This window comes from Flavobacterium sp. HNIBRBA15423 (assembly GCF_052655965.1).
This window is the reverse complement of the sequence record NZ_CP199751.1, coordinates 3601478-3613965: the sequence shown is the minus strand read 5'-3', so window position 1 is coordinate 3613965 and position 12488 is coordinate 3601478. Positions and strand designations below refer to the sequence as shown.

Genomic DNA, 12488 nt, shown 5'->3' with positions numbered 1-12488 from the left:
AAAAAGGTCGCTTCAAGTAATTGGAGCGACCTTTTTTTACTATTATAAGAAAGTTATTGTACTATCAATTTTGTATTGTATTGTACTTCATTAATGTCTAGTATTGAAACAGTGTAAATACCTTTCTCAAGTGTTGAAGTACTTATAATATTAGATTCATTTACTGTTTTAGTAAGCACATTTTTTCCTGCAATATCATAGATTGTAATAGTTTTTGCTATTATATTATTACTATTAGAAAGTGTGAAACTTTCTTTGGCTGGATTTGGATACACGGAAAAACCATTTTTTTCAAAATCTTCAGTGCTTAATGATGAATCTGTTATTTTATAAATAGTTCCATTATTAATCGCTGCAACATATAATTCTCTATTTACATCTTCCCCAAAAGAAACAAAATTATTGCCTGGAAAACTAGAAGAATAACTTAAATTACCCGTAGAAGTTACTATGCCTATTCTAGAATCACAATAATCAGTAAATAAATATTTTCCTTGCAAATTTGGATATGTTGTTCCATTATAAACATAACCACCAGTTATAGAACAAGCACCAGTAGAATGATTTATGTCAAGAAGTGGAAAAGTTAAAGAAGAAGAGACTGGACAACCAGCTGTATTAAATGCTGTATTCCCTTCATAGCAACGCCATCCATAATTTAATCCTGCTGTTAAAGGAAAGGTAGTTTTATTAATTTCTTCTAAATTTCCCTGACCTACATCGGCAATCCATAAATCACCTGTAGCACTATCAAAAGAAAATTTCCATGGATTACGTAACCCAATGGCCCAAATTTCTTCTTTTCCTGCTTGTCCTACAAAGGGATTTGTAGCAGGTATTGAATAAAATGGAGCTGTTGTTTCATTTACATCGATACGTAGCATTTTTCCTAAATAAATACGAGATGGATTTGACCCGTCTATAGTAGTATTTTGCGCATATCCTTGTGGATCACCACCGCTTCCGCCATCACCCATTCCAATGTACAAATAACCATCTGATCCAAACTTTAGAGAACCACCATTATGATTGTCATAGGGTTGGTCAATAGTCATTAAAATGGTAGCAGAAGAAGGATTAGCTACATTTGGATTGGCAGCATACACACTATATCTTGCTATTACAGTATCTCCAGAAGTATTGGAATAATTAATAAAGAAATAACCGTTAGTTGCATAATCAGGATGAAAGGCTAATCCAAGTAAACCTCTTTCACTAGTAGTACTTACCAATAAGGAAACATCTAGAAAAGGAGTCGTGTTTACTGTTCCATTATCATTTAAGATTTTAATTAAGCCTCCTTTTTCTACAACAAATAGCCGAGAATCTCCAGCATTTGTAATTTCTAACGGACTTGAAAAACCTGTGGCAAAAGACTGTAAACTTATGGTTTGAGCTACAGAAAAGACACTACACAAGAGTAGTAAAATTAATTTTTTCATAGTTTTTGTTTTTTGTTTGTTTGCTATAAAAGTAAGAAAAAAGCATGTAAAACACTAATAATCAAAAGTAAAAACCCTATCTGTGATGATAGGGTTTTATTGAAATTAAAGATTATCAATTATTTTGTCTTTAGGATATTTCACTTTGTAACTAATTCTGAACTTCTTGGTTTCATTAGGTTTTAAATCAATTTTCCAAGTTAGTACACCGGTTTCTTCATTGGCGGAAGCTTTATCTTTTTCTAAAAGTTCAATAGTAATTTCTTTATCTGTGCTTATAGGATATTGATCTTTTAATAACATATTGATACTTTCTTTTTTATTGTTTCTTACAATAAGATCATAGGTAAAGACTTGTTCTTTGTAAGAGGATAAAAACTTGGTTCCCGATTTATCTACTACTTTTTCACGCTTAATAGAAATCTTTTTATCACGACCCATACTTAAATTTAAAGTATCGGAAGTTGCATTTGGATTAATGAATGTCTTACCTACATAAGTTCCTTCAAATATAATATTAGCTTCTCCTGGTAATAAGTTAAATTTCGAATAATCGTTTATTTCGGCTAGTAAAAACGCTTCTTTTTCTATTTTTGGCACAGCATAATATTTGTATGAAGCTGGTAATTTAATCTCTTTTAAAGCCACACTATGCGCTTTTCCATTGGATAAAATATCATAAGGAATATCAATATCAAAAGAAATATTCAATTGATTTTCTGAAATGGTTGTATAATCTGAAATAGTAGATTCTTTTAATTCCATTTCATCTGCTTGAACTTGAATTCCTGCAACTTGTCCTTGGATACTATTTAGTGCCGAATTCTCTCTCTTACTCAAATAACCATAATTTGGGTAACCAAAGCGTAAAAACCAAGCTTGTAAAATAGGAGCTACATTACTTTGGTTTGGATTACCACTAGACAAGGTAAGCTTTACTTTTTTCCAATCGATTCCTGTGTTTTGTGTAACTTGTCCTTTGTATAACATATCGATTGGACTGCTAATATTTTCTGCTCTTAAATCGTAAAAAGGTTGCCAAGATGCTCCTTGTGTTAAATAATTAATATCTAAATCTACATTTCCAGCTAATTCATTCATTACTTGAATAATTAACTTTCCTTTCGAGGTTTTTTCTTCTTTTTGAGTATTAATTTCTAATTTTGAATTTAACTTAGCTAATTGTTCTTTCAGCTTGCTTTCTTTTTCGTAAAAAGTATTCACTAGATTACTTAATTCGGTACGTTTTGCATTATAATAGTCTACTAATTTCATTAATTCAGCAACACTCAAACTTGCATTTCCTCCCGAAATTTGTTGGTTTTTATCTAGTAATTCAATTGTTTTGGAATAAGAAGTACGTTGATTAGCTACTTTGCTAATTTCTTTAGTAACCAAATCGATACTATCTCTTACTTTTTTAATACTTGGATTACTTTCATCAATTTCATATTCTGAAATATAATTTTTGGTAAACTGAACCGATAAAACGGTAATGTTCTTTGGTGCATTGACTTGAACTGTATTTTCATTTAAATAATCAGCTACATTTTTTATGACAATTTCACTAGTTCCTTTAGGTAGATTTACCGATGTAGATTGTGATAATTCAGCACTATTGACATAAACCGTTGCTGCATTCACTTTTGCAGTTGTAAAAATGGGTTTCTGGCAGTAAAGTAATCCTGAAAACAATAAGGAAAATGTTACAATTAATTTCTTCATGATATGCAATTTTATTTATAGAGTATGTGTTTTAGAAAAAGATTGGAAAACAAAGTATAAAAATACCAATTATTTTTCGACACTATATCCTTTATTTTTACCTAATTCAATTATAGAACTCGCAATGGCGTTTCCTAAATCGTCTTGTGTTTTTTGTTTTTTCATTTCAGTGTCAATGTATTCTTGACGTTTTTTGGCTAAAACACTAATTTCTTTCTGAATTTTTTCTCTTTGAGCCGATTTTTGGGCTATGTAAGTTTTAATTTCTGCTTTGCTTTTATCTTTTAATTCAGCAGGTAATTCTTCTTTTTTAAGATTATCTAAAGCTTTTTCATCTTCGCTTACTTTATCTACTAAATCCCAACTGTCATTTTTATAGACTTGTTTTGATTTACTTACAGAACGCTCTACATAATTAGCTTTTGAAACACTTTCAGCATTTGCATCTTGAGTGGCTTGATTCATTTTTTTCTCAGTCCCTTTTCTTCCATAACTTACATAAGTTTCATTAATTTTTTGATTGTACTGTGTGATTTGGTCATCATAAGGTGTGTTTATGTATTGTACACGTTGGTTAGAATCGATATTAAAATATTTTCCATTTCCTGTTATAGCTCCATCTTGCCAAAAGGTTCTAATTCCTTCTTGCTTATCTCCACAAAAGATAGTATTGACATAAATATCATTTTTCAAAGCATTTTTAATGGCTTCTTTGTAATTAATATTCCCTTGATTGAAAGGTTCGTTACCTGCAATATAAACTAGCTTCATGTTTTTGTTTCCGTCTTTCCAACTCAATTTGGTTACGGCATCTTGAATTACTGCTCCACAATATTCTTCACCACCATTAGTACGTAAGGCAAACAATTTTTCAGAAATTAAATCTAAATCAGTTGTTAAAGGAGCTACTTGTCTAATGTAATTGCCTTCAGCTGATAAGCCATCATTTCCATATTCATATAAACCAATTTCAATTTCTGGTGATTTTCCTTGATATTTTAAAGTGGTTAAAGTGTTTACAATGTTCCACAAACGTGATTTTGCTTGTTCGATTAAACCGTCCATACTATTTGAAGTATCTAAAAGAATAGCAACTTGGATTTTGTTTTCTGAAGTAGGTTTTTCAATTGTAGTTTCAACAAGCGTTGCATTGTGAGCTAGTGTTTCTGTTTTAGGGTTTTTACAACTTCCAAAAGTTAATGTAGTTGCTAATAAAGTGCTGATGTAAAATATTTTAGTTTTCATAATATCTATTTTTAAATTATTTTTGTAAAGATTGAATATCGTTTTCTATGCTTAAGATTAATAAACTCGTTGCGGTACAAAATACAGGACTAGTGATACAGTGATGACCGTTCCAACTTCCATCTTGGTTTTGAATTTTAATTAATTTTCCTGCTACATTATCATACCATTTTTTCCAATCATCATCTTTTTTTACAATCATAGATTCTCCTGTTTGTAAGAAACTTAGAAATTCTTCTCCTCCGTTATTACCAAAACCACTCATTACATCTTCTCTCATAGCTTTTACCTTTGCCGATTTATAAACCTTGTCTGCTACATCATAAGAGGCTGCTTTTTCTTTAGTTACTCCTAATTTTTCAAGATTTTCTTTAGTTAATTTGGCATCCTTTTCAATCTTTCCTGTTTTTTTTCCTTCTTCTAAAATTTCTTGAGCTTCTTTAGCCTCTTCTGCACTACCTCTTACAGAACTACTCACAGCATACAAAACAACTCCAGCTCCGTCATCTGATTTTACTGCTTCTGTTTCTGCATTGTAATTGCTTTTTTGATAGTTTCTTGATGTTTCTAATTTCTCTTTATTTACTTTTATGTTTTTATTTTTAGAAGCTTGTTCTAAACCTGAACTAGCAAAGGAAGATTGAAGTACTCCAGCCCAACCAGCACCTTCTACTTTGCCATCAGCACCAGATGATTTTTCAATTTTGTCTACACAATTTTGTATAGCGCGTTCTACTCTAAGTTTTAATTGTTCTTCTTTCACAGTCTCTATAACTTGATTTAAAAACTGTAGTGCTAAAACGGCATCTATGTTTTCACCCAATTTTCTTTGAATTTGTGTACCTCTTATTTGAGTAATAAAAGTTTGGTCTCTATTGTTTTCAATTTCTTTTAGTAAAAATTCAAGTGCATTTTTTAAATTCTCACCATATTTTTTGGTATGAATGGAATAACCACAACGATATAATGACATAGCAGCCATTGCTGTTGTAGCTGGATCAGAACTTACTGCATGTGGATTCATTTCTCGTTGGTTGTTATGTGAACCTGCTCCCCAACCACCATCTTTGTTTTGTGCTGTAATTATCCAATTTTCTCCTGCTGCAATTTTTTCACTATAAGTATTTTCTAATTTATAAGCAGCATATCCTTCAACCGATTGTTCTCCCATAACAGACATAAATACACATGGTTTTTCTCCCACTGAATTAATTGCTAAATCTGATTGTGCTGTTTGTTGTTCTAACGATTTCTCTATTACATCATTTGTTGTCCAAGCTAATGAAGCTAATATTGTTACTATCCCAGTAATCAAAATTGTTCTTTTTTGAGTTTTCATAATTTCTATTTTTTTTATTATTTATATTTCTGTGCCTTCAAAAGTGATTCTAGTATCAAAGGCTGAGATTAATTCTGATAATTCATAGACATTTTTGTAACCATATCCATATAAATTAATGAATGTAGGAATGTTTAATGCTAGAGAAATTGATTTGGGCTGGATATCTTTTTTAGATAATGAAATTTTAGATGCAAAAAGAATAGGTTCCTTGTCGATGTTATTATTACAATAGATTAGTATTCTAGTATTAAATGAAGGAATGATTTGTGCTAAATTTTCTTGAGTAAAATCAGAGAAGTTTAAGTGTATGGCTCCTTTTATATGTTTTTTTTCAAACATTTCTTTGGAGCGTGTATCTAAAATAATGGTGTTTGTTTCTTTAGAAAATTTTTCAAAGGTTGACCAATTAATTAACCTGTCCTTTCTGTAGCTCTTCACTTCTTTGGTTAGTGTTTCAAAAGCATCAAAATCTACTATTGAAGGAGTGAAATTGTCAGATAAATCTTGTTGTGTGTTAAAGGATGTAAAAGGTAAAGCCATGATTAGCAGTGTTATTAAATTAGTTTTCATAATGTTTATTTTTTGTTATTTGATTCAAATTTAGGTTGATAATCAAAACGTTTTTTGGAGACTTGGTGAAACCCAACTTTGACTTGGTAAACACTTTTAAAAATGAATTTTAAAAGATTTATCTTTACATTGTTTAATTAAGATGCGAAATGCGAAATAGAAAAATCATATATATACTAATTTTACTGTGCGGAATATCTTGGCAAGTAAAGGCACAGGACACTATTAAGAATAAAAAGTCAAAAATTTCCTTATCTAGTTCGGTAAAGAAGTTAGAAAAATCCATTGATGCAAATGATGATTATAAAACGGCAAAGAATTATGAAGAATTGGCTTTGGTTTACCAAAAAAAGGGAGATTTAGCCAAAGCAGAAGAATACTATAAAAAATCAGAAATGATTTATGCGAAATTAAAAAAATCAGAAGAAAAAACTAGAGTGACTCGCTCTATTGCACAAGTTCAAGAAAAGCAAAACAAAATGGTGCCAGCAATTCAGAGTTATGAAAATGCAGGAGCTATTGCAGATGATGAAATCTCCCAACAACTCAATTATAATGATGCTAATAGATTGCGAAATCAAAGTAACCCAAAAGCACAATCAGATTATATAAATTCGAATATTAAACTACTGGAAGAAAAATCTAAGGATAAGGCTGTAAGAGAATTTAAGAAAGAAGATATTAAGGAAGAAGTAGCCAAAGCTTATGTGCAAAAAGCAGAATTAGACATTTCTAATGCAGCATCTGAAGAGGCAATTGAAAGTTATGAAGCAGCTTTAGATTATGTGGTGAGTAAACCAGAGGAGATTACTATAAGAAACAAAATAGCTGAAGTTTATAAGGAAGAAAATCAATTAGAGAAAGCCTTGTTTATTAATTTAAATCTTTTAGAAGAAGCTAAAAAAAATAATGATTTTGAAACGGAAATGAAACAACTGCAAGAAATTGCCGATATTTATTTTCAATCCAATCGACCTGAAGAAGCCGTTCGCTCTTTAAAAGAATCCTACACTTTGGCTAGCCAGAAAGGGAATACAAAAGAAGTGAAAAATAGTTTAAAACTACTTTTAGAGTATTATAAATCCAAAGGGGATGACAAAGAAAGTATCTTGTTATATGATGATTTTTTGACCAATTTTGACAGAATTGTTGCAGCAGATAGTTCGTTAATTGATGATAAAGTATTCCAAATTTCCGAAAAGAAAATCTTGCAATTAGAGAAGGAAAAAGCTTTGAAAGATGAATTAATTACTAAGAAGAATAAGTTCAATTACTTTTTAATTGGCTCTTTATGTTTGCTTTTTATCTTTTTTGGTTTGATTTTAAAAGCCTTGTATTCGATTAAAACGAAAAACAAAAAAATTGCATTACAATCCTTAAGAAGAGAAATGAATCCGCATTTTATTTTTAATAGTTTGAATAGTGTGAACCAATTTATTTCGGAGAACAAAGAATTAGAAGCCAATAAATATTTGAGTTCATATTCCAATTTAATGCGAAACATGATGGAAAATTCTAATAAAGATTTCATCAGTTTGAGTAATGAAATTGAGCAACTTAAAAAATATTTAGACTTAGAACATCTTCGTTTTCAAGATAAATTTGAGTACCAAATTATAGTGGATGAGAGTATTGATAGCGAAGCTACTTTTATTCCGAATATGATTTTGCAACCGCATCTTGAAAATGCTATTTGGCATGGTTTGCGTTATAAAGAAGAAAAAGGCAATTTAATCCTGAAATTTGATTTGTTTCAGAAAAAAGTACAAATTACTATTGATGATGATGGCATTGGGTTAACCCAAAGTAAAGCTTTGAAAACCATTAATCAAAAAGTACATCAATCGAGAGGAACCACAAATACTCTGGAACGCATTAAATTATTAAACGATTTGTACAAAATGAACATTACTTTTGCTATAATAGAGAAAGAAGCACCAGCAACAGGGACAAGAGTTGAAATTAATGTTCCATTATTAGATAGGATATGACTGGATTACAAAAAATAAGAAGTGTTATTGTTGAAGATGAAACAGCAGCTAGAGAAGTTTTAAAGAATTATCTTAAAAAATATTGTCCGCAAGTTGAGGTCATAGGTGAAGCAGCCAATATTAAAGAAGCTGTTCCATTACTACATGAAGTTGAGCCTCAATTGGTTTTTTTAGATGTCGAAATGCCTTTTGGTAATGCTTTTGACGTTCTAGATGCTTGTAAAGAGTTGCAGTTTGAAACCATTTTTGTAACTGCTTTTTCAGAATATTCCTTGAAAGCTTTGAATCAAAGCGCTGCTTATTATTTGTTAAAGCCTATTAGCATAGAAGAGTTGATTATTGCAGTCAATAAAGTGCAGCAACAATTATCTAATCATGATTTATTGAATAGAAATAAGATAATTGTAGAAAACTTTAGAGAACCCAAACCTGAAAAACAACAAGTAATTTTGCCAACATTAGAAGGTTTTGAAGTGGTAATGATGAAAGATATTGTGCGATTAAAAGGAAATGGCAATTTTACTGATTTATTTTTAGTTGATGGTTCTAAAAAAATGGTTTGCCGGTTTTTAAAACACTTTTCAGAGATTTTACCTTTTCCATTTATGAGAGTGCATAAATCGCATATCATTAATATTAATTTTGTAAAATCTTATAACAAAGGAGGTTTTATTACCTTACAAGATGAAGCAGAAATTGAAATTTCTAGTACGTATAAGGAGGATTTTTTGAGTAGGTTTAAATAGTTTTTAATATGAAAAATATAATTATTTTGTGCTTTTGTTTTGTTTTAAATTTGTCGCTGGTACGGATTACCATGCTTCGGGATACATGATACTTCATCAATTAGAACTAGGATTATATACAAGCTGATAGTATTATAGATGCAAAAAACAAATTAAGTTTAGAAGGAAAATTAAGATGGATAAATGGAAATTAAATAATTGGATGTTATTTCTCCTAATAGTTACTTTTATAAGTTGTAATAAGGAAAAAAAAGTAGTAAAAACATTTTATGATAATGGTAAAATACATACGATAAGATCTTTTAATAAAAATAACAAAATAGAAGGATTAGTTCAAATATTTTTTGACTCTGGAGAACTACAAGCTAATTTAATTTATAAAAATGGTGTAGAAATAGATTCTTCTGTCTACTTTCATAAAAATGGAAAAATACAAACTGTAAGTTATCCATTAAAAAATGATTATAAATTAGACAAGTATTTTTATGAAAATGGAAAATTATCTTGTGAAGGAAAACTTAAGAATCTTAATAAAATTGGTTGGTGGAAATTTTACAATCATGATGGTAGTCTTAAAGAAGAAATTGAATTTTTAGACATAAATGATATGGAACATTTAAAATTTCGAAATCGTGAGTATATTAATCAATATAAAAAATACAAGCTTGGCAAACTATTGAATAAAGAAAGCTCTTTTTTTGAGCTAAATTTGAATGACACATTAATTTTGGGTAAATCAATTGGAGATATAATATATACATCAGAATTCAGTGATCAAAGTGTAATATATGTATGTATAGGGTATGATTTAATGCCAGATTTTAGTAATATATCTCAAGTTAAATTAGATACTTTTGGTATTCAAAAAGAGGACACTTGGTTTGGTGTAAAGTATCAATCTCCAGGTAAAAAAACTTTAAGAGGTTTTATTATTGAAGACTATTACAAAAAAATTAAAACTAAATCTAATGACAAATCATATGATATAATTAAAATTCCACATAGAAAATATTTTGAAAAATCAATCTATGTGAAATAACTTATTGCTTATGGACATATAGATGGAGAATGTAATTGTTCGATAAATAATCAGCCCATTACTGTGGCAGTTGTATCGAGTACTTAATCCATTTTGTAAAAAAACAGCTTCTCTAAAAGATACTAGTAACAAAAATTTTTAATAAACAATTTAAATGAACAAGCACATTACACCAGAGCAATTAAATCAATTTTATGAAGAAGGCATTGTTAAACTTTCTAATTGTTTATCGCAAGAATTACTACATAAATTGAACCTCTTTTTTGATGAAGTAATTTCTGATGTAAATGATTCTCAAAAAGTTACTATACAAGTTGATGATAAAAAATTCATTACGAATATTGAATTGTTATGTTATAAAAACAATTTAGCTTGTTTGGAATTATTAGGAACTCCTTTTTTGTTAGATATTGCCCATGCTATTTGCGGTGCTGATTTTTTTGCTATCCAGGAATTTGCAGTAATTAAAAATTTAGGAGACAATTTACCTGTTTTGTGGCACCAAGACATGATGCATCGAAGAACTGGAAGTTGTTTTACTGTTGGAATTTACATAGACGATGCTAATTTAGAAGATGGAGCGCTTAGAGTGATTCCAAAAAGTCATTTGAGTACTAAAAGTATTTGTGAATTATCCAAAGAGGTATTTATTGAAGTGCCCATGAAAGCTGGTGACATTCTTGTGCATGATATGATGTTAGCCCATAGCTCAGAACCTTTGAAGAAGAATGAAAAAAGAAGGGTTGTTTATTTCGAATTTTTATCGGCTAAACAAGTGGAAACTGAAGCTATTTATTCTAATGAATTGGTTGCCAATCGAACTAATTTATTGCATGTAGCCTCAAGTTATTATAAAATGCAAAATCCTTCACTTGAGCAATTTGATTGGCAAAAAGAGAATTTTAATTATTATAAGACGGAGCAAGAAATAAGAAATGCTTTGGATGAAATTTATTCCATTCCTATAAAAGCAAAACCTTCCAATTATTGTTTTGAAGTGCCTAATTAAAAAGGCAAATTATCCAAATAATTCACTAACTACATCTTCAATTTTAGAAACTAACACGACTTTAATTTTAGTATTCTTTAACGAAATTTTGTTATGTTTGGAAACTAAAATAGTAGTAAAACCTAGTTTTTCGGCTTCTTGAATACGTTGATCAATGCGATTTACTGGTCTTATTTCTCCAGAAAGACCTACTTCTCCAGCAAAACAAAAGCCTTCAGCTATGGCAATGTCTTCGTTAGACGAAAGAATAGCTGCTACAACTGCTAAATCAATGGCTGTGTCATCAACATTTATTCCACCTGTTACGTTTAAAAAGACATCTTTAGTTCCTAAACGAAAACCTGCTCGTTTTTCTAAAACGGCTAAAATCATGTTCAATCGCTTGGCATTATAACCTGTTGTGCTTCTTTGCGGTGTGCCATATACTGCGGAACTTACTAATGATTGAATTTCTATCATTAAAGGGCGCATGCCTTCTAGCGTACAAGCAATTGCTGTTCCTGAAAGTTCTTCTTCTTTGTGCGAAATTAAAATTTCAGAGGGATTATCTACTTCTCTTAATCCGTTGCCTAGCATTTCATAAATTCCTAATTCAGCAGTTGAACCAAATCGGTTTTTTAAGGAACGTAGAATTCTATAAACGTGGTTTCTGTCTCCTTCAAATTGTAAAACGGTGTCAACCATGTGTTCTAAAATTTTTGGACCTGCAATGGTTCCGTCTTTAGTAATGTGACCAATCAGGATTACTGGAACATTACTTTCTTTGGCAAACTTAATTAACTCTGTTGTACATTCTCTAATTTGAGAAATACTTCCAGCAGAAGATTCAATATAATCGGTATGAAGCGTTTGAATTGAATCTATAATCACTATTTCAGGTTGCATTTCTGAAATTTGTTTGAAAATATTTTGAGTTTTGGTTTCCGTAAGGATATAGCAATTGTCGCTATTGGGGACAATACGTTCTGCACGCATTTTTATTTGTTTCTGACTTTCTTCACCAGAAACATAAAGGGTTTTGTATGGTAATTTTAAAGAAATTTGGAGTAAAAGTGTACTTTTTCCAATGCCTGGTTCACCTCCTAAAAGTGTTAAGGAACCAGGAACTAACCCACCTCCTAAAACACGATTTAATTCACCATCTGTAGTATTTAATCGTATTTCTTGAGTGGTATCTATTTCTTTAATCAGTAGTGGTTTTGCAGCCTTTGAGTTTTCAGTTGAAGTGCCCGTTTTCCAAGAAACTTTTTCTTCTTTTTGTATAACTTCTTCCACTATGGTATTCCATTCTTTACAAGCATGACACTGACCTTGCCATTTCGAGAAAGAAGTACCACAATTTTGACAGAAAAAGGCTGTTTTAACTTTTGCCATATTTA

10 protein-coding genes are annotated in these 12488 nt (G+C 30.3%); 4 read left to right on the top strand and 6 right to left on the bottom strand.

Annotated elements, in window-relative coordinates; all coding sequences use genetic code 11:
* Nucleotides 1-53: 53 nt before the first annotated feature.
* The 5 genes from ACULEV_RS16135 to ACULEV_RS16115 form a co-directional block, all read right to left on the bottom strand.
* Complete coding sequence (locus ACULEV_RS16135; RefSeq protein WP_445456074.1) at nucleotides 54-1442, bottom strand: PQQ-dependent sugar dehydrogenase; 1389 nt, start codon at nucleotides 1440-1442, stop codon at nucleotides 54-56.
* A gap of 105 nt (nucleotides 1443-1547) precedes the next feature.
* Nucleotides 1548-3167, bottom strand: coding sequence for a DUF4139 domain-containing protein (locus tag ACULEV_RS16130; protein ID WP_445456073.1), 1620 nt, complete (start codon nucleotides 3165-3167; stop codon nucleotides 1548-1550).
* 69 nt (nucleotides 3168-3236) lie between these two features.
* Nucleotides 3237-4412 carry a hypothetical protein gene (locus ACULEV_RS16125; protein WP_445456072.1) on the bottom strand — a complete coding sequence of 392 codons (1176 nt, stop codon included), beginning with the start codon at nucleotides 4410-4412 and terminating at the stop codon, nucleotides 3237-3239.
* 16 nt (nucleotides 4413-4428) lie between these two features.
* Nucleotides 4429-5751, bottom strand: coding sequence for a hypothetical protein (locus ACULEV_RS16120; protein WP_445456071.1), 1323 nt, complete (start codon nucleotides 5749-5751; stop codon nucleotides 4429-4431).
* Nucleotides 5752-5772: 21 nt separating this feature from the next.
* Complete coding sequence (locus ACULEV_RS16115; RefSeq protein WP_445456070.1) at nucleotides 5773-6324, bottom strand: rhodanese-like domain-containing protein; 552 nt, start codon at nucleotides 6322-6324, stop codon at nucleotides 5773-5775.
* A 149-nt stretch (nucleotides 6325-6473) separates the two neighbouring features.
* On the opposite strand from ACULEV_RS16115, the gene ACULEV_RS16110 reads away from it, so the two are divergent.
* From ACULEV_RS16110 to ACULEV_RS16095, 4 genes are all read left to right on the top strand, one after another.
* Nucleotides 6474-8315, top strand: a complete 1842-nt coding sequence (locus tag ACULEV_RS16110; RefSeq protein ID WP_445456069.1) for a tetratricopeptide repeat-containing sensor histidine kinase — start codon at nucleotides 6474-6476, stop codon at nucleotides 8313-8315.
* Nucleotides 8312-9061, top strand: a complete 750-nt coding sequence (locus tag ACULEV_RS16105) for a LytR/AlgR family response regulator transcription factor (RefSeq protein ID WP_445456068.1) — start codon at nucleotides 8312-8314, stop codon at nucleotides 9059-9061. The genes ACULEV_RS16110 and ACULEV_RS16105 overlap by 4 nt, the downstream gene beginning before the upstream one ends.
* Nucleotides 9062-9236: 175 nt before the next feature.
* Nucleotides 9237-10100 carry a toxin-antitoxin system YwqK family antitoxin gene (locus tag ACULEV_RS16100; RefSeq protein ID WP_445456067.1) on the top strand — a complete coding sequence of 288 codons (864 nt, stop codon included), beginning with the start codon at nucleotides 9237-9239 and terminating at the stop codon, nucleotides 10098-10100.
* 154 nt (nucleotides 10101-10254) lie between these two features.
* Nucleotides 10255-11109 (top strand): phytanoyl-CoA dioxygenase family protein, encoded by an 855-nt coding sequence (locus ACULEV_RS16095; RefSeq protein WP_445456066.1) that lies wholly within the window; start codon nucleotides 10255-10257, stop codon nucleotides 11107-11109.
* A gap of 9 nt (nucleotides 11110-11118) precedes the next feature.
* Here ACULEV_RS16095 and radA read toward each other — a convergent pair whose 3' ends face one another.
* Nucleotides 11119-12483 carry a DNA repair protein RadA gene (gene radA, locus ACULEV_RS16090; protein ID WP_445456065.1) on the bottom strand — a complete coding sequence of 455 codons (1365 nt, stop codon included), beginning with the start codon at nucleotides 12481-12483 and terminating at the stop codon, nucleotides 11119-11121.
* Between the last annotated feature and the right edge of the window lie 5 nt (nucleotides 12484-12488).

What these genes read in the sequence shown, in the direction of transcription:
- ACULEV_RS16115 (WP_445456070.1), bottom strand. Translation starts at nt 6,324, where the DNA reads ATGAAAACTAATTTAATAACACTGCTAATCATGGCTTTACCTTTTACA.
- ACULEV_RS16095 (WP_445456066.1), top strand. Translation starts at nt 10,255, where the DNA reads ATGAACAAGCACATTACACCAGAGCAATTAAATCAATTTTATGAAGAA.
- ACULEV_RS16100 (WP_445456067.1), top strand. Translation starts at nt 9,237, where the DNA reads ATGGATAAATGGAAATTAAATAATTGGATGTTATTTCTCCTAATAGTT.
- ACULEV_RS16120 (WP_445456071.1), bottom strand. Translation starts at nt 5,751, where the DNA reads ATGAAAACTCAAAAAAGAACAATTTTGATTACTGGGATAGTAACAATA.
- ACULEV_RS16130 (WP_445456073.1), bottom strand. Translation starts at nt 3,167, where the DNA reads ATGAAGAAATTAATTGTAACATTTTCCTTATTGTTTTCAGGATTACTT.
- ACULEV_RS16105 (WP_445456068.1), top strand. Translation starts at nt 8,312, where the DNA reads ATGACTGGATTACAAAAAATAAGAAGTGTTATTGTTGAAGATGAAACA.
- radA (WP_445456065.1), bottom strand. Translation starts at nt 12,483, where the DNA reads ATGGCAAAAGTTAAAACAGCCTTTTTCTGTCAAAATTGTGGTACTTCT.
- ACULEV_RS16135 (WP_445456074.1), bottom strand. Translation starts at nt 1,442, where the DNA reads ATGAAAAAATTAATTTTACTACTCTTGTGTAGTGTCTTTTCTGTAGCT.
- ACULEV_RS16125 (WP_445456072.1), bottom strand. Translation starts at nt 4,412, where the DNA reads ATGAAAACTAAAATATTTTACATCAGCACTTTATTAGCAACTACATTA.
- ACULEV_RS16110 (WP_445456069.1), top strand. Translation starts at nt 6,474, where the DNA reads ATGCGAAATAGAAAAATCATATATATACTAATTTTACTGTGCGGAATA.